The organism is Kitasatospora sp. NPDC091276, from assembly GCF_040684355.1.
Classification (GTDB): Bacteria; Actinomycetota; Actinomycetes; order Streptomycetales; family Streptomycetaceae; genus Kitasatospora.
The window spans coordinates 223500-241468 of sequence record NZ_JBFBFU010000005.1 but is presented as its reverse complement, the minus strand read 5'-3'; the positions used below and the strand labels follow the sequence as shown (position 1 = coordinate 241468).

Sequence of the window (17969 nt, the reverse complement as noted above, 5' to 3'; positions counted from 1 at the left end):
TCCTCATCGGTCCGCTGGGTCCGCAGCACACGGACTAGTCGTCGCTCGCCATGAAGCCGGACTTGCGGCGGAGCAGGAGCGAGGTGACGGCCATCGAGATGGCGAACAGCACCAGTGCGACGACGCACGCCGCGCCGTAGTTGAAGCGCTGGAAGCCGAGGTTGTAGACCATCTGCGGCAGGGTCCAGGTGGAGCCCTGCGGGAAGCCGGGCTCGAACTGCTGGCCGGAGTTGCCCGCGATGCCGCCGGCGACCTTCCCGGCGACGATCGCCTGGGTGTAGTACTGCATGGTCTGGATGACGCCGGTGACCACGGCGAACATGATGATCGGCGAGATGTTCGGCAGCGTGACGTACCGGAACCGCTGGAAGGGTCCGGCGCCGTCCAGTTCGGCGGCCTCGTACTGCTCCTTGGGGACGTCGAGCAGCGAGGCCATGAAGATGACCATCAGGTCGCCGATGCCCCACATGGCGAGCATGGTGAGCGCGGGCTTGGACCAGTCGGCGCTGGCGAACCAGCCGGGCTGCGGGAGGCCGAGCTCGCCGAGGAAGTGGTTGACCGGGCCGGTGCCGGGGTTGAGCAGGAACGCGAAGGCGACGGTGGCGGCCACCGGCGGTGCCAGGTACGGCAGGTAGAACGCGGTGCGGAAGAAGCCGACGCCGGTCTTGACCTTGGTGATGAGCAGGCCGATGCCGAGGCCGAAGGCGACCCGCAGGCTCACCATGATGAAGACCAGCCACACGGTGTTGCGCAGGCCCTGCCAGAACGCCGGGAGGTCGTTGAAGACGTAGTCCCAGTTCTTCAGGCCGCTGAAGGCGGGGGCACCGAAGCCGTTGTACTTGGTGAAGGAGAAGTAGACGGTGGAGATCAGCGGGTACAGGAAGAAGACGCCGAAGCCGATCAGCCAGGGGGAGAGGAAGGCGAGGTTGCGGGCCGCCTCCCGGCGGCGCTTCCGGCGCAGCAGGTGCTGCGTGGAGGGCGCCGCCGGGTCGGTCGATCCGGTGCCCTTGCGGGTGCCGAACGCGAGTGACATGGGAGCTCCGTGGACCGTTTCCGCTACTTCGCCTGGGCGATGGCGGCGTCGATCTCCTTGGCGGTGGCCGCGAGGCCGGCCGCGAGATCGGGCTGCTTGCCGGACTCGTAGTCGTAGCCGAGGTTCTGCAGGGAGGCGATGTAGCCGCTGCCGTTGACGGCCGCCGGGGTGGTGCCCGAGTGCTGGTTCTTGGCGACGTCGATGAAGGTCTTGAAGTTCGGGTCGTTCGTCAGCTTCGGCGAGTTGAGCGCGTCGAAGGTGCTGGGCACGTTGTGGATCGCGTTGGCGAAGCTGACCACCGCGTCGGTGTCGGTGGTCAGGTACTTGACCAGCTCCCAGGCCGCGGCCTGCTTCTTGCTGCTGCTGGCGATGCCGACGATGGTGCCGGTCTGGTAGCCGCGGCCGTAGGTGTCGGCCTGGTCGTCCGGGACGGGGAACGCGGCGGTGGCCCAGTCGAAGTCGGGCTTGTTCTCGGCGAGGGCGGCGGTGCGCCACTCGCCGTCGATGGCCATCGCGACCTGGCCGGTGAGGAAGGGGTTCTTGGCGCTGAACTCCTCGCCGAAGGTGGCGCGGTACTTCTCCAGCTTGGTGTAGCCGCCGAGCTGGTCGACCATGCCCTTCTGCCACTTGAGCATCGCGGCGACCTTCGGGTCGGTGGCGATGTTCGACTTGCCGTCGGCACCGAAGTAGGTCGGGCCGTACTGGCCCAGGAAGTGCTCGGTGGTCGACTCGTAGCCGTGGTACAGCGGCATGAAGCCGAGCTGCTTGTAGCCGTCGCCGTCCGCGAGGGTCAGCCTCTTGGCGTCCTCGGCGAACTCGCTGAAGGTCTTCGGCGGGTTGGCGATGCCCGCGTCGGCGAAGGCCTTCTTGTTGTAGTAGAGGCCGTAGGCGTCGCCGAGCAGCGGCAGCGAGCACTGGTTGCCCTGGAACTGCGTGTAGTTGAGCATCGCGGCCGGGAAGGTCTTGACCGGGTCGATGCCGCTCTTCTGCAGCAGTGGCTTGAGGTCGGTGAACGCCTTGGTCGAACAGAACATGCCGACGTTGTTGGTGGTGAAGGAGGAGACCACGTCCGGCGCGTCGTCGCCGCCGGCCCGCAGTGCCTGGTTGACCTTGTCGTCCGCGATGTTGTCCACGGCCTTGACGTGGATGTTGGGGTGGGCCTTCTCGAAGGCGGCGATGTTGTCGTTGATCGCCTTCACCTCGTTGTCCTGGCTCCAGCCGTGCCAGAAGGTGATGGTGACGTCCTTGCCGCTGGCCGAGTCGTCGCTGCCGCTGCTCTCGCTGCTGCCGGTGCAGGCGGTGGCGAGCAGGGCCAGGACGGCGGTGCCGGTGACGGCGGCGATCGTGCGACGGCCTCTGCGGGAGGTGGTGGAGTGCACTTCGAGGTCCTCCTGGGGGTGCGCGGGCAGGCGTCATTGCCTCGGGGCCCGCGTTCGGGGGTTGGGAGAGGTGGGTGCAGGGTGCGTGCGGGGTGACGGGCGACCGGGGAGCGTCGGTGGGTGGGCGTCTGTGGGTGGCTGTCAGTGGGTGGAGAAGACCGCCTCGCGGGCGTCCGCCAGCGCGCGTTGCAGGGCGCCGAGCAGGACGGGCGAGCCGGGCAGGGCACTGCTGCGGACCTCGGGCCGGGCGATGGAGAGCCTGGCCAGTTCGTCCTCGACGAGGGCGCGCAGGCGTTCGCCGCCCGCGGTGGGCACCGCGCCGGAGAGGACCACCAGCTGGGGGTCGACGACGGCGACGATCGCGGCCAGTCCGACGGCGAGCCGGCCGGCCAGTTCGACGAGGAAGGCGTCGCCGGCGCCCGGGGTCTCCAGGGCCTTGGCGATCGACTCCTCGGCGGTGGGCGCGCCGAGCCCGTGTTCGCGGGCCAGGGTCCGGACGGCGGGTGTGCCGACCAGCTCCTGGAACCCGCCGAACTTGCGGCGGCGCACGTCCCGCGCGACCGGTGAGCCGGGCACCGGCATGTAGCCGACCTCCCCGGCGCCGCCGGTGAAACCGCGGTGCAGCCGGCCGGCGATGACGATCGCGGCGCCGGTGCCCGCACCGGCCCAGAGCAGGACGAAGTCCTCGGAGCCCCGCGCCGCGCCGGAGGCCTGTTCGGCGACGGCGGCGAGGTTCACGTCGTTCTCGATCGACACGGGCGCGCCGATCGCCTCGGACAGCTCCTCGACCAGCCGCGGCGAGTGCCAGCCGGGCAGGTGGGAGGCGTAGCGCAGCTTGCCGGTGACCGGGTCGGGGGCGCCGCCGACGCCGATCGCGGCGGTGCGCAGGCTGCCCGCGGCCAGTCCGGCGGCGCGGACGGTCTCGGCGACGGCGGCGGCGACCTTGGCGACGGTCTCGGCGGCCGGCACGCCCTTGGTCGGCACGGCGTGCTCGGCCAGCGTGGAGCCGGTGATGTCGGCGACGGCGACTCTGATCTCGCTGTTGGTGACGTCCAGCCCGGCGACGTGGCCGGCGGCCGGATTCACCTCGTACAGCTGCGCGTTGGGGCCGGGGCCGCCGGCGGTGGTGCCGACCGGCAGGACCAGTCCGGCCGCCTCCAGGCGGGCCAGCAGCTGGGAGGCGGTGGGCTTGGAGAGGCCGGTCAGGGTGCCGATCTGGGTGCGGGAGAGCGGGCCGTTCTCCAGCAGCAGTTCGAGGGCGGCGCGGTCGTTGATGGCGCGCAGCAGGCTGGGGGTGCCGGCGAGGGGGGCCTTGGCGGTGGTCTTGGTCACGCGCGAAATCCTCCTCTTCCGGCTGGTGGGGGGAGCGACGAGGGTGAACCCGCCGGTTCGGGGAGCCGAACTGTTAGGAAAGTTTCCAGTCGCTTGGGAAGGACCGTACGGGCCCCGTCAGCGGGGTGTCAATGGTCCGTGGCCCGGAGGATGCCGAAGCGTTACCGGGCAGCACGAAGCCCCGTTCCCAGGGGTCTTGGGAACGGGGCTTCGTGCTGCCCGGGCCTGGGGCCCTACGGCTTGGCGAGGTCGTCGGCCGGCCTCGGCGCCGGTATCGGCTCGGTCGCCCGGTACCGGGGCGAGGTCGGGTCGGACAGCGCGGACGGCGGTGCCGGCTCGGTCGTGGGGGAGATCACCACCCCGGTCGCGGGGGCCGCCGTCGCCGCGGCGGCCACCGGCGCGGCCTCCTCCTTGACCTTGATCCCGGCCTGGTCGAAGGCCGTCTTCAGGCGCTGGCGCAGCGCCCGGGACACCGCCGGCGCCTTGCCCGGCGCGGTCCGCGCCTCGATCCGCACCATCACCGAGTCCGCCGCGACCGACTCCACGCCCAGGACGGACACCGGCGCCCAGACCAGCTCGTCGTACGGCGACTCCTTGGACAGCGCCTCGGCCGTCTCCTGGATCAGGTCCTCGACCCGCAGCAGGTCCTCCTTGTACCCGACCTGCACGTCCACCGAGGCGGTCGACCAGCCCTGGCTCATGTTGGCGATCCGCTTCACCTCGCCGTTGCGGATGTACCAGATCTCGCCGTTGGCCCCGCGCAGCTTGGTCACCCGCAGGCCGACCTCCAGCACCGTGCCGGCGGCCACTCCGGTGTCGATCTCGTCGCCGACGCCGTACTGGTCCTCCATGATCATGAAGACCCCGGAGAGGAAGTCCGTCACCAGGTTGCGGGCGCCGAAACCGATCGCCACACCGGCCACACCGGCGCTGGCCAGCAGCGGCGCCAGGTTCACGCCCAGCGCGGACAGCACCATCAGCGCGGCCGTGCCCAGGATGGAGAACGACGCCACGCTGCGCAGCACCGAGCCGATCGCCTCCGACCGCTGCTGGCGCCGCTCCGGGTTCACCACCCCGGTGTTGGCCAGCAGCCCGCCGAGCCGGCTCTCCTCGTGGTGGTCGTGCGAGCGCGCCATCCGCGTGATCAGCTGGGTGATCAGCTTGCGCACCACGGCGCGCAGCACCAGGGCCAGCAGCACGATGAAGACGATCCGCACCCCGCCGGCCAGCCAGCCCTGCCAGTGCGTGTCGAACCAGCTGGCGGCCTGCTTGGTGGTGTCGCTGACCTCCTGCGCGCTGGTTGGGATTCTCAGGTCCAGCTGCGGCAGCTGCGGCGCGGTCGGGCTGGGCGCCGGTGTCGGAGTGGAGAGCGTCGAGGACGCGTCGGCGATACCGGTGGCGCCGGAGCGGAACACGTGCGGGCCTTCCTGCAAGGGGTGGTGGCGGGCCCGCGCCGCGGCACGCGGCCCGCGGACCGTCCGCCTCAGCCTAACCGGCGCCGAACACCCGACCGGACACGCCGAAGGGCGTACGGAGCAACACGAACGCCCCGTCAGCGCACCGGTGCGCTCCCCCGGACGACGGGGTCGACCGCTGCTCCGACCGGCCGAGCGCTCCCCCGGGAGGGCCACGGGCGGCACCCCGGGGGCACCCGGGTGCAACCCGACCTTCCCCAGGGCATACCGGCTATGACAGAGGCCACACCCGAAGTTCACACCAGGTCCGTTACACAGGAGTGGTGGCGCCGTACAAAGGCGTAAGGCGACACTGGGGGAGATCGCGCACCAGTTGTGCGATCCAACCGCTCGTCCCGGCGCGAGCCACGCGCCGCAGGCGTCCAAGGAGGCATCCGTGCCGCATGTCCTGGTCCTCAACGCGTCCTACGAGCCACTCGGCGTCGTATCGATGCGCCGCGCACTCATCCTGGTCCTCAACCACAAGGCGGTCAGCCTGGAGGACTCGGAAGTCACTCTGCACAGCGCCACCAGCGCCCTCCCGGCGCCGTCCGTCGTCCGCCTGACCCGCTTCGTCCGGGTCCCGTTCTGCGGGCCCGTCCCGCTCACCCGCCGGGCGCTGTTCGCCCGTGACCACGGCCGCTGCGTCTACTGCGGGGCCGCCGCCACCAGCGTCGACCACGTCATCCCGCGCAGCCGGGGCGGCCAGCACCGGTGGGACAACGTGGTGGCGGCCTGCCGCCGCTGCAACCACACCAAGGCCGACCGCCACCTCACCGAACTCGGCTGGCGGATGAAGCGCCCACCGGCCCCGCCCAGCGGCCTCGCCTGGCGGATCATCGGCACCGGCATCAAGGACCCGCGCTGGCGCCCCTACCTGGAGCCGTACGGCGGCTCCGACCAGCTGCGCGCCCCGCAGTGGGGCGAGTACGAGCACCACGACCATACCGAGCAGGGCCTCCCCGTCCCGCTCGGCCGGGCGCACTCGGCCCACTCCGCCCCCGTCCGCCGCGGTGAGCAGCCCGAACCGCTCTCCGCCTGACCCCGCTCCACAAGGGCCAGCCCGTCATACCGTCGGTACGCCTCATGGGCCGCCGCGCCCCCCACCGGGGAGCACGGCGGCCCGCCGCGTTGTCCGGCGGGGGAGGCGGCGGCTACTGCTTCGGCGGCGTCGTCCCGCCCGTCGTCCCGCCCGCCGGGGGTGTGGCCGGGGACGTGGCCGGGGTGCTCGGAGCGGTCGGGGCCGTGGTCGGGGCCGTGGGCGCGGTGGTGGTGCCGCCGCCCGGCTGGGCCGGGGGGACGGCCGGCGGCTGCGACGGGGCGGGCGGGGTGACGGCGTACAGCTCGACGCCCCACAGCGAGTAGCCGTACTTGTTGGCCCGGGCCACGCCCTGCACCCGGAGGAACCGGGCGTCCGGCGCGTCGAAGCGCACGGTCTCGTCGCCGCCCTTGCCGTTGTCCACCGTCGCCGCGTCGGTCCAGGTGGTGCCGTCCGCCGAGACCTGGAGCCTGTAGGCGGCGGCGTACGCGGCCTGCCAGTGCAGCACCGCCGCGCCCAGGTGGGTCGCCTGCGGCAGTTCCAGCTGCACCCAGGCGTCGTCCTTGGCGGGGGAGGACCAGCGGGTCTTCGGGTCACCGTCGGTGACCGCCGAGGCGGGGAAGTTCGGCGTCTCGTCGCCCGAGGAGGAGGCCTTCGCGCCGAGCGCCAGGTCCGGACCGCTGGTCGGCGGCACCACGTGCACCTGGAGCACCTGCTTCACGGTGGTGGCGCCGGCCACGAACTCCACCGGCACCTGGTACGTCCCGAACGGCGTCCCGGGAGCGGCGCTGACCAGCAGCGGCACGCCGATGCGGCCGCCGCGCGGCACGGTCACCCCGGCCGCCGGGGTCACGGTCAGGCCCTTGGCCGCGGCCGGCACCTCGGTGCGCAGCTCGCCGCTGGTCCCCTCGGGGCGGCCGGCCTCGACGGTGGCCCGGGCCTGGGCGGGCGCGGCGGCGCCGGCCACCACGTCCAGGGTCGGGTCGGACAGGCTGAGCCGGGCCGCCGGGACGTCCGCGTACCAGGGGATCACCTGGTTGACCACCGGCGGGTCGCCGCCCGGCTTCCAGGTCAGCCGGAACGCGTCGGCGGCCTGCCCGCCGGCCGGCAGTTCGTTGTAGCCGGGCTGCACGGTGCCGATGTCCGCCCAGCCGCCGTCCGAGCGGCGCACCGAGACGGTGGCGGTGGCGTGCACGCCCGGGTCGGTGAGCACGGTGAGCCGGTCGAGCGGGCGGGCGGCGCCCAGTTCGACGGTGAGCGGCTCGTCCTGCGCGGTGGGCGCCTTGGCGGCCCGGTACGCGGTGTCCGGATTGCCGTCCAGCACCGCGGACGCCGAGGAGCCGGGCAGCGCGGCGGGGCCGCCGGTGACGCTGGCGGGGGCGTCGTCGGGCGCGGTGACGGTGAACTCGCGCACCGCGACGGCGGTCTTCTGGGCGGCGGTGGCCCGCAGCCGCACGGCCCGCACCACCGAGCCGGCCGGCAGCTTGGCGCTGACCGACTTCTGGTTCTTGACCACGGCGAGCTGCTTCCAGCCGCCCTCGCCGGTGCTGTACTCCAGCACGCCGTCGTGGAGGTAGTCGTCGACCGCGCTCCGGCCGTCCGGCCCGTTGCCCCAGGAGCCCATCAGCACGGTGACGGCGCCGACCGGGCGCCCGCCGCCGAGGTCGACGCCGACCGCGTCGCCGGGTTGCGGGGGAGCGGAGCTCCAGTAGAACGTGTCGGCCACGCCGTCGGTCATCAGCGCGGGCAGGTGGTCGTGCGCGGTGCCCATGGTGGTGGTCGGGGTGATCCCGCCTCCGGCCACCCCGGCCCAGTTGTCGGCGGCCCCGACGGCCCGCTCCAGGAACGGGTCGAGCACGCCCGCGCCGATCGTGGCCGGGTTCTGCGCGAGCTGCTCGCGCAGCCGGTTGAGCTCCACCCGGGCCTTCCAGGCGGCCGCGCCGTCGCCGCCGTGCTGGGCCAGCAGCATGTCCAGCGCGGACTGCCCGGCCAGCCCGTAGTCGTGCAGCGGGGCGAGCCAGGGCGCGGCCTCGGCGGCGAGCTGGGCGGTGGCCTGGGTGCCGGCGAGGGTCTGCTGGGCGGTGGCCATCGCGGCGAAGGCGTCCCGCAGGGGCGCGGCGGCCTCTATCAGCTTGGCGAGGTCCGACGCGGTGCCCGAGGTGGGCTCGGCGGCGGCCCAGAACCGGTCGAGCAGCGGCGTCAGGTAGCCGGACTCCTGCTTGGACAGCGGCGAGGAGGAGCTGTTGCCGGCCAGCGCGGTGACCGCGGACAGGGCGGTGCCGGCGGGCGTGCTGCCGGCACCGGTCGGGCCGGCGAGCGAGCGCACCGCGGCCTGCCAGGAGTCCTCCGGCCGGTAGCCGGCCGGGTTCCAGGCGAAGTCGCCGGCCGTGGCGAGGGCGATCCGGGAGGCCACCGGCTGCTGCATGGCACCGGTGAGCATCACCGCCGAGCGGGTGGCCACCTCCGGTTCGCGCCCGGTGTAGGCGCCGAGGAAGAGCCGGTCCGGGCTGGCGTCGTTGACCGGGTAGTTGTCCATGGTGACCAGCGGGTGGCCGTACAGGTCGCCGGTCTCGGCGGCCTGGTCGCCGGTGATCTTCTCCGGGATCACCCCGCCCCCGCTCCAGGCCACCTGCACGCCGTCCGGCAGCGCCGCGGCCAGCGCCTTGCGGTACGGCGTGACGCCCTGCTTGTGGTACTCGGTGGGCACCACGGACAGCGGCGCCAGGCCCGGGTTGCGCGCAATCAGCCGGTCCCGCACCTTGGTCACCAGCGCGGCCTGCGCCTTGGCGGCCGCGGCCGGGCCGGTGCCGTAGGTGTCGCGGTCGTCGCCGCAGTGCCACTCGTCGTAGCTGACGTCCAGGAACTGGAGCTGGAAGGCGGTGAAGCCGAGCTTGCGCAGCCCGTCCAGCTTGGCCACCAGCGCGTTCACGTCCTTGCCGGAGCTGAAGCAGAGGGACTGCCCCGGGTCGATCGCGTAGCCGAGCGTGACGTGGTTGCGCCGGGCCGCGGCGCCCAGTTCGCGCAGCTCGTCGGCCTGGGCGGCGGGGTAGGCGTCGCGCCAGCGGGAGAGCCGGAACGGGTCGTCACCGGGGGCGTAGAGGTAGAAGTTCTGCTTGGAGCGGCCGAGGAAGTCCACCTGGTCGAGCCGCTGCTGCGCGGTCCACGGGCTGCCGTAGAACGCCTCCGCGGTGCCGCGCACCGGCGCGCCGCTCGGCCAGTCCCGCAGCGTGATCCCGGGCAGGCCCAGCCCGGCGGCGCCCGGCGCCTGCCCCTGCCCGGCCGGGACGGCGGCGAGCAGCTGGCGCAGGCTCTGCACGGCGTAGAAGGTGCCCGCCGCGTCCGCGCCCGCCAGCACCACCGCGCCGTACGTCCCGCCGCCCCGGGCCGGCAGCTGACCGACCGACAGCACGTACCCCCCGGCCGGCATGCCCGCGGTCGAGGGGGCGGCGCCGTCCTTGCCGCCGGCCGCGGCGGACAGCGCGCGCAGCGTCCGGTCCGTCCCGCCGCCGGCGGCCTCGGCCGGTCCGCCGACGTACACCACCAGCGACCCGGCGGCCGGCGCGTCGGCGTCCGGCTCCGGGGTCACGGTCGTCGCCCCGGCGATCTCCAGCACCTCCCGGACGGCGTCCAACGCCCCCAGGTCCGCGTCCGGCGCCGGCACCAGCGTCACCGCGGCCGGCACCGCGACCGGCTTGCCGGCCACCGTCTGCTCCTGCGGGCGCGGGAACACCTGCGGGTTCGTCATGCTCCCCAGCGGCGTCTGCGGCGCGCTGCTCACCACGTCCGGCCCCGCCGACGCCGCGTACGCCGCCGACGGCACCGGCCCGGCCAGCAGCCCGCCGACCACCGCCGCCGCCGCGACCCCCGCCGCGATCTGCAGCGTCCGCCGCCCCGGCCGCCCCGACGCCCGCCGGGCCCGCTCCGCCCGCCCCGACGCCAGCAGCGGTTCCGTCCCCTTGAGACCGGCGATCAGCCGGTCCGCCGTCCTGGGCGCCAGTTGACGGCACGTCCGCGCCGTGGCCCGCCGCGCCGCCAGCGCCGCCGGGTGGTGCAGCACCTCCCGCAACGCCGCACTCCGCTCCAACCGCTGCCGCAGCCGCCGCCCGGCCACAACGGACACTCGGGCTTCCACAGGAGCCTCCTCGCCAGGCCTGGACCACATCGCCGCAACCCCACCAGCTACCCAACCCGGTGTCAACGCGGCCGCCCGCTATGCCTGGTCTGCCCCGGTTCGAGAATTCGGTCCGGGGTCGCGGCAGCCCCCGGCCGGCAGGCCGATCCACCCGCGCGGTCGTGTCGCGCAGCGTCGTCGGGCCGTCACCCGGGTAGGACTGTGGTCGTCCTGACCAGGCGTTGCCGAGACATCGCAGGAGCCGCGAGTGGCCGCTTATCTCGACCGTGACGGAGCCGACGGGCTGAGGGTGCCGACGCAGGACGCGCCGCCGCCACCGCCCGAACTGGTGGCGCTGGCGCAGGCGTACGGGGTGGACACCCGGTACCCCGGGCCGGGGGGTGTGACCGTGGGGGCGCGCACGTTGGTCGCGGTGCTGGCGGCCCTGGGGGTGGCGGCGGGGACGCCGGAGCAGGCGCGCGAGGCGCTGGATCGTCACCGGGCCGCGCAGCAAGCCCGGTTGCTGCCGCCCTGCGTGGTGGTCTGTCAAGGGCGTCGGACGGCGCTGGACGTGCCGGCCGACGCGCGGCTGCACGTGGAGCTGGAGGACGGCGGGGTGTGGGAGCTGCCGCGCGGCCACTCGCACTGGCTGCCGCCGGACCTGCCGCTCGGGCGGCACGTGCTCAGGGCGGAGAGCGGGGAGGGCAAGGCCCAGGCGGCGCTGATCGTCGCACCGGAGAAGCTGCCCCCGCTGCCCGGCTACAGCTGGGGCTTCCTCGCCCAGCTGTACTCCGTCCTGTCCGACCGCTCCTGGGGCATGGGCGACCTCGGCGACCTCGCCGAGCTGGCCCAGTGGGCGGGCGCCGGCCTCGGCGCGGGCTTCGTCCAGATCAACCCGCTGCACCAGGCGCTGCCCGCCGCGCCCGCCGCCCCCACCGACCCGTCCCCCTACCGCCCCTCCTCCCGCCGCTTCGCCGATCCGGTGCACCTGCGGGTCGAGGCCGTCCCCGAGTACGCCTATCTGACGGGCGACCAGCGCGCCGAGGCGGAGGAGCTGGGCCGCCGGGCCGCCCGGCTGCGCGACGAGGTGCTGGGGCACGACGGCCTGATCGACCGGGACGCCGTCTGGGCGCTCAAGCGCGAGGCGCTGGAACTGCTGTACGAGGTGCCGCGCGGCCCCGGCCGCCAGGCCGCGTACGAGGCCTACCAGCGCCGCGAGGGCGACTGGCTGCGCCGGCACGCGCTGTGGAACGCGCTCGCCGAGGTGCACGGCGCCGACTGGCACGGTTGGCCGAAGGGGCTGCGTCACCCGGACGGCCCACAGGTGGGGCACGCCTCCCGGGAGCTCGCCGACCGGGTCGAGTTCCACCGCTGGCTCGCCTGGCAGGTCGACCAGCAGCTCGCGGAGGCCCAGCGCGCGGCCCGGCAGGCCGGCATGCCGGTCGGCCTGATCCACGACCTGGCCGTCGGCGTCCACCCGGACGGCGCGGACGCCTGGGCGCTCCAGGACGTGCTGGCCGGCGGCATCTCCGTCGGCGCCCCGCCGGACGCCTTCAACGCCCACGGCCAGGACTGGGGCCTGCCGCCCTGGCGCCCGGACGCGCTGGCGGCGGCCGGCTACACCCCGTACGCGGAGCTGCTGCGCGCGGCGGCCCGGCACGCGGGCGCGGTCCGGATCGACCACGTGATGGGCCTGTTCCGGCTCTGGTGGGTGCCGGACGGCCACCCGCCGACCGAGGGCGCGTACGTCCGCTACGACGCCGAGGCGATGCTCGGCGTGCTGGCCCTGGAGGCGTACCGGGCCGGGACGGCGGTGATCGGCGAGGACCTGGGCACGGTGGAGCCGGGCGTCCGGGAGGAGCTGGCGGCGCGCGGGATCCTCGGCACCTCCGTGCTCTGGTTCGAGCGGGACTGGCAGGGGGCGGGGGAGATCCTCGCCCCGGACCGCTGGCGCCCGGGTTGCCTGGCCACCCTCACCACCCACGACCTGCCGAGCACCGCCGCCCGGCTCTCCGGCGAGCACGTCGAGCTGCGGCACCGGCTCGGGCTGCTGGCCCGTCCGCTGGGCGAGGAGCAGGAGGAGGCGGTGGCCGAGCTGGCGGACTGGCGGGCCGAGCTGACCGCGCGGGGGCTGCTCGCGCCGGGCGAGCCGCTGTCGATGCCGGTGCTGTACCGCTTCCTGCGCGCGACCCCGGCGGAGCTGGTCGGCGTCTGGCTGCCGGATCTGGTCGGCGATCCGCGCCCGCAGAACCTGCCCGGCACCTGGGACCAGTACCCGAACTGGCGCCTGCCGGTCGCCGACGGCGCCGGCGACCCGGTCACCCTCGACCGGCTGGCCGCCACCCCGGCCGCCCGCCTGCTCGCCCACCTGCTGGCCCCGCCCGGCGCCCACCCCGCCGTCTGACCCCGCCGTGCGGCCCCGGCGCCTGATCCCGGCACCGCGGACGGCCCCCTTCCGGAAGGCCGACCCCGACGCGCGGGGGGTCATAAGCGGCGGGTAAGTTGGAAACGTGGACAAGAGGAACGCTTTGCGAGCCGGCGCGGTCTCCGCAACGGTCACGCTGATGATGCTGCTGTCGTCGCCCGCCATGGCCCTCACCAGGGACGACGGCGACGACCCGGGTCCTGGCCTGAGCGTCGGCCAGACCATCGGCCTGTACGTGCTGATCCCGATCGCCGCCTTCGTGATCATCGCCGCCCTCGCGGGCCTGCCGTACGGCAAGGGCAAGGGCAAGAAGAAGTAACCACCGCGTCCACCAGGACCTGCACGACCCCGAAGGGGCACCGGAGATCTCCGGTGCCCCTTCAGGCGTTCCAGCACCTTGACGGCGCCCAACGGAGCCTGTCAGGACCCCGGTCGGGGTCCTGACAGGCGCCTCAGCAGGTCAGCGCCCGGCGCCCGCCGCCCGGTCGACCGCCTGGGCCTTGAGCGCGCGCTCGATCCCGGCCCGGGCCTCGACGACCTGGCGCCGCAGCGCCGGGGCCGGCTCGGCCTCGGCCAGCCACGCGTCGGTCGCGTCCACGGTGGCCTGCGTGACCTGCAGGGCCGGGTACAGCCCGCCGATGATCTGCTGCGAGATCTCGTGGCTGCGGGTCTCCCAGACCTCCTTGACGGCGGCGAAGTACTTCGCCGCGTACGGCGCGAGCAGCTCCTGCTGGTCGGACTGCTGGAAGCCCGCGATGGTCGCTTCCTGGACGTAGTTGGTGAGGGTGTCCGACTCGACGACGGCGGTCCAGGCCTCGGCCTTGGCCTCGGCGGTGGGCCGGGCGGCGCGGCAGGTGGCGGCGTGCTCCTGGCCGGCCGCGGTGTTGTCGCGGGCCAGCTCGGCCGTCACGGCGGCCTCGTCGGCGCGCCCGGTGGCGCAGAGCCGGGTGAGCAGGGTCCAGCGCAGCTCGGTGTCGACGGCGAGGCCCTTGATCTCGGCGGTGCCGTCGAGCAGGCCGGCGAGCAGGCCGAGCTGCCCGTCGGTGCGGGCGACGGAGGCGAGGGTGCGGGCCCAGGAGAGCTGGTGGTCGCTGCCGGGCTCGGCGGCGCGCAGGTGCTCCTCGGCGGCGGCGGCCCACTGGGCGAGGCCCTGCTCGCGCCAGTCGGGGTCGGTGTAGGCGTCGAGGGCGAGCCGGACCTGGCGCTGCACGGACTGCACGACGCCGATGTCGCTCTCCCGCCCGATGCCGGAGAGGGCGAGCGCCAGGTAGTCGCGGGCGGCGAGTTCGCCGTCGCGGGTCATGTCCCAGGCGGAGGCCCAGCACAGGGCGCGCGGCAGCGACTCGGTGAAGCCGCCGAGGTGCTCGGTGACGACGGCCATCGAGTCCTCGTCGAGCCGGATCTTGGCGTACGAGAGGTCGTCGTCGTTGAGCAGCACGACGGCCGGGCGGTGCCGGCCGGCGAGCTCGGGCACCTCGGTGCGCGGGCCGTCGACGTCGAGCTCGATCCGGTCGGTGCGCACCAGCGCGCCGTCGGCGAGCTCGTACAGGCCGATGGCGATGCGGTGCGGGCGCAGCACGGCCTCGCCCTTGGCGCCGGCGGGCAGCGCGGGGGCCTCCTGGAGGACGGCGAAGGACTCGATCTCGCCGTCGGTGTTCAGCGTGATGGCGGGCCGCAGCACGTTGATGCCGGCGGTCTCCAGCCAGGCCTGGGACCAGGTCCGCAGGTCGCGGCCGCTGGCCTCCTCCAGGGCCCCGAGCAGGTCGGTGAGCCGGGTGTTGCCCCAGGCGTGGCGCTTGAAGTAGGCCTGCACGCCCTGGAAGAAGGCGTCCTGGCCGACGTACGCCACCAGTTGCTTGAGCACCGAGGCGCCCTTGGCGTAGGTGATGCCGTCGAAGTTGACCTGGACGTCCTCCAGGTCGTTGATGTCCGCCATGATCGGGTGGGTGGAGGGCAGTTGGTCCTGCCGGTAGGCCCAGGTCTTCATCTGGTTGGCGAACGTGGTCCAGGAGTGCGGCCACTTGGAGCCGGGGGCCTCGGCCTGGCAGACGGCCTCGGCGAAGGTGGCGAAGGACTCGTTGAGCCAGAGGTCGTTCCACCACTCCATGGTGACGAGGTCGCCGAACCACATGTGGGCGAGCTCGTGCAGGATCGTCGCCGCGCGGGCCTCGTAGGCGGCGTCGGTGACCTTGGAGCGGAACACGTACTGGTCGCGCAGGGTGACGGCGCCCGCGTTCTCCATCGCGCCGGCGTTGAACTCCGGGACGAACAGCTGGTCGTACTTGGCGAACGGGTAGGGGAAGTCGAACTTCTCCTGGAAGTAGTCGAAGCCCTGCTTGGTGACGGCGAAGATGTCCTCGGCGTCCAGGAACTCGCGCAGCGAGGGGCGGCAGTAGACGCCCAGCGGCACCTTCTGCGCGCCGTTCTCGTAGGTGTCGAAGACGCCGACGTACGGGCCGGCGACGAGCGCGGTGATGTAGGTGGAGATCCGGCCGGTGGGCTCGAACGTCCAGACCTGCGAGGCGCCCTCGCCGACCGGGGTCGGGGTGGGCGAGTTGGAGACCACGACCCAGCCGGTGGGGGCGGTCACGGTGAACGCGAACGCGGCCTTCAGGTCGGGCTGTTCGAAGGAGGCGAAGACGCGGCGGGCGTCCGGCACCTCGAACTGGGTGTACAGGTAGGTCTCGCCGTCGACCGGGTCGACGAACCGGTGCAGGCCCTCACCGGTGTTGGTGTAGGCGCAGTTGGCGACGACGCGCAGCTCGTTCTCGGCGGCCAGGTTCGGCAGCGGGATCCGGCTGTCGGCGAAGCTCTCCGGGTCGAGCGGCGCGCCGTTGAGGGTGATCTCCTCGACGCTCGGCGCGACGAGGTCGATGAACGTGTCCGCGCCGGGGGTCGTGGCCGTGAACCGGACCACGGTGGTGGACCGGAAGGTGCCTCCTTCGCGGGCCGAACTCAGGTCGAGCTCGATGTCGTACGCGTCCACGTGGAGGAGGTCGGCCCGGGTGCGGGCCTCCTCGCGGGTCAGGTTGGTGCCGGGCACTCGCTGCACTCCTTCGTCAGGCTGATGGGGCGAATCCTCCCATGACCCAACGGACGGGCTCCCGGAAAAATCGCAGGCGGGGCGGGTCCGTACGGATCGCCCGTTCCCGCCCCGCCAGGACGAGCCGCGAGGGCTCGTGTCCGAGGGGTGCTCAGCCCCCCGCCGTCACTTCTTCCACTTGGTCAGCGGCGCGTCGGAGCTGCCGCGGCGGAAGGCGTACACGGCGCTGCCGTCGCTGGAGAGGACGTACTCGGACATGCTCATCCCGATGTCCAGGCCGTTGGGCATGGCCATGGTGCCGAGGTCGGTCATCGAGCCGTCGGCCGGCGAGAGCGTCACCAGCCGGGCGGGCTTGTTGTAGCCCTGGCTGACGATGGCGCGGACCTTGCCGTCCTTGTCGGTGCCGGACACCAGCCGGATGTCCTGGTTGGACGTGGCGCTGGCGGCGGACCAGATCCGCTTGCCGGTGGTCAGGTCGTACGCGTTGACGGCCGACTTGGCGCCGGTGATCTGGGCGTACAGGGTGGTGCCGCTGACCACGTTCTGGCTGTAGGCGTCGGACTGGCCGGACAGCCGAAGGCTGTCCGCGCCGGGCTCCTTGACCGACATCTGGTTGCCGGGCTTGTTGCTCTTGTCGAACGGCAGGATGTAGTCGCCGTTGGGGCCGCTGCTCATCAGCAGCACCAGCGGCTGGTCCTGGACGACCTTGTCGATCCGCTCGATGCTGCCGGTGAGGGTGATCGGCGTGCTGGCGGCCTTGCCGCTGTCGGCGTCCACGATGACCAGCTGCGACTTCGGGCCGGAGCCGCCGTAGCAGCGGTCGCTGACCGCGATCTGGCTGCCGGCCGCGCGGCCGTAGAGGCTGCAGTCCTTGTCGCGCGGCTGGAACTGCCAGGCGGCCGAGCCGTTGTCGATGTTCAGGCCGCCGACCACGTTGCCGCCGATGGCGACCACCTTGTCGGTGACGCTGAGCGTCGGCGAGGACATCCGGTCGGTGGAGACCTTGACGCTCCAGAGCAGCTTGCCCTGGCTGACGTCGACGGCGCCGATGGTGGAGCAGTCGCTGTCACCGGTGTTGAAGGAGACGGCGGCGATGTTCTTTGAGTTGGCCGAGTAGGAGGCGGTGCACACCTCCTTGCTGCCGGCCGGGACCGGGATGTTCCAGGCCTCCTTGCCGTCGGAGGTGTTGAACGCCCGGATGCCGGTGCTGTCGGCGCGCACCGCGACCTTGTCGCTGCCCCAGATGCCGAGCAGTTGCGAGCCGCTGTCCGCGTTGGCGGCCTTGGGGGCGTTCCAGGCGATGTTGTAGCCGACCCCGCCGGTGGTGCCACCGGTGGTGCTGCCGCTGGTGCTGTCGGCGGTCGGGGCGCTGGTGACGGTGCCTCCGGAAGTGGTGCCACCGGACGTGGTGGTGCCGCCGGAGCTGGCGTTCGGCGTGGGGTCGGGGTCGTTGCCCTTGAGGAGCACGACCAGCCCGGCGACGATGGCGATCGCCAGGACGCCGCCGATGATCCCGCCCCACAGCATCACGGGGTTGCGCTGCTTGGGCGCGGGGGGCAGCGGCGCGCCCGGGTAGTACCCGGGCTGCTGCTGCGGGTATCCGTAGCCGGCGCCGTAGGCCTGCCCGCCGTCCGGCGCGCCGTAGGCGCCACCGGGCATCGGGTCGTACGGGCCGACCGGCGCCCCGGCCGGCGGCGGCGGAGCCTGGCCGGGGAAGGCGGCCGCGGTCGGCGCGTACGGCTGGTAGCCGGCACCGGCGGCGGGCGGCTGCGCGGGCGGCTGCGCGGGCGGAGCCGGCGGCTGGGCCGGCGGCGGCCCGGCGGGCGAGGCCGGGCCCGGGATCGCCGCGCCGTCGAGCTGTGTCACCTGGTCTGCCACGGCGGCCGGATCCACGCCGCCGGGCGGGCGCCCGAACGAGACGCCCCGATTGTCCTGCGGGCCGCTGCCCGGCACTGCGCCTGCCCCCGGCGTAGGGTGATCCCCTGCCATCTGATTCCCCGTCATTCCTGGAAGCGTCCCCCTGCCGATACCGCCCCGCGGTCCGGGGGGACGCGTGAGATAGGGCACCATGCTAGTGGTGGGTGTTTTTCGGCCGAACCCAGGACTCCGTCGGCCCGTTTCCGTCCGTTCCCCCGCCACTTTCCCCCGCCGCT

At 73.6% G+C, this 17969-nt stretch carries 10 protein-coding genes; 3 read left to right on the top strand and 7 right to left on the bottom strand.

What is annotated here, in order from left to right:
- Window positions 1-34: 34 nt before the first annotated feature.
- The 4 genes from AB0O19_RS08710 to AB0O19_RS08695 all read right to left on the bottom strand — a co-directional run bounded on the left by AB0O19_RS08710 (window position 35) and on the right by AB0O19_RS08695 (window position 5159).
- On the bottom strand, window positions 35-1033 hold the full coding sequence (locus AB0O19_RS08710) for a sugar ABC transporter permease (protein ID WP_363618759.1): 999 nt from the start codon (window positions 1031-1033) through the stop codon (window positions 35-37).
- 23 nt (window positions 1034-1056) lie between these two features.
- Complete coding sequence (locus AB0O19_RS08705; RefSeq protein WP_363618758.1) at window positions 1057-2412, bottom strand: ABC transporter substrate-binding protein; 1356 nt, start codon at window positions 2410-2412, stop codon at window positions 1057-1059.
- A 141-nt stretch (window positions 2413-2553) separates the two neighbouring features.
- Window positions 2554-3744 carry an ROK family transcriptional regulator gene (locus AB0O19_RS08700; protein ID WP_363580360.1) on the bottom strand — a complete coding sequence of 397 codons (1191 nt, stop codon included), beginning with the start codon at window positions 3742-3744 and terminating at the stop codon, window positions 2554-2556.
- Window positions 3745-3977: 233 nt separating this feature from the next.
- Complete coding sequence (locus tag AB0O19_RS08695) at window positions 3978-5159, bottom strand: mechanosensitive ion channel family protein (protein ID WP_363618757.1); 1182 nt, start codon at window positions 5157-5159, stop codon at window positions 3978-3980.
- 436 nt (window positions 5160-5595) lie between these two features.
- On the opposite strand from AB0O19_RS08695, the gene AB0O19_RS08690 reads away from it, so the two are divergent.
- Entirely contained in the window at window positions 5596-6240 is a 645-nt protein-coding gene (locus AB0O19_RS08690) for an HNH endonuclease (protein ID WP_363580364.1), read from the top strand.
- A gap of 112 nt (window positions 6241-6352) precedes the next feature.
- Here AB0O19_RS08690 and AB0O19_RS08685 read toward each other — a convergent pair whose 3' ends face one another.
- On the bottom strand, window positions 6353-10357 hold the full coding sequence (locus AB0O19_RS08685) for a beta-N-acetylglucosaminidase domain-containing protein (RefSeq protein WP_363618756.1): 4005 nt from the start codon (window positions 10355-10357) through the stop codon (window positions 6353-6355).
- Between the two features lie 301 nt (window positions 10358-10658).
- On the opposite strand from AB0O19_RS08685, the gene malQ reads away from it, so the two are divergent.
- Together malQ and AB0O19_RS08675 are read left to right on the top strand one after the other, a co-directional pair.
- The gene (gene malQ / locus AB0O19_RS08680) at window positions 10659-12752 is read left to right on the top strand and encodes a 4-alpha-glucanotransferase (protein WP_363618846.1); all 2094 of its coding nucleotides are present in this window, start codon (window positions 10659-10661) and stop codon (window positions 12750-12752) included.
- A gap of 106 nt (window positions 12753-12858) precedes the next feature.
- The gene (locus AB0O19_RS08675; protein WP_079135908.1) at window positions 12859-13092 is read left to right on the top strand and encodes a hypothetical protein; all 234 of its coding nucleotides are present in this window, start codon (window positions 12859-12861) and stop codon (window positions 13090-13092) included.
- 141 nt (window positions 13093-13233) lie between these two features.
- Here the strand turns inward: AB0O19_RS08675 and pepN are convergent, their stop codons facing one another.
- The gene (pepN, locus tag AB0O19_RS08670; RefSeq protein ID WP_363618755.1) at window positions 13234-15816 is read right to left on the bottom strand and encodes an aminopeptidase N; all 2583 of its coding nucleotides are present in this window, start codon (window positions 15814-15816) and stop codon (window positions 13234-13236) included.
- Between the two features lie 165 nt (window positions 15817-15981).
- Window positions 15982-17694 (bottom strand): PQQ-binding-like beta-propeller repeat protein, encoded by a 1713-nt coding sequence (locus AB0O19_RS08665; protein ID WP_363618754.1) that lies wholly within the window; start codon window positions 17692-17694, stop codon window positions 15982-15984.
- Window positions 17695-17969: the final 275 nt, after the last annotated feature.

Bases quoted from the DNA above. Each gene is read 5' to 3' on its own strand.
- AB0O19_RS08710 (WP_363618759.1), bottom strand. From the start codon at position 1,033: ATGTCACTCGCGTTCGGCACCCGCAAGGGCACCGGATCGACCGACCCG.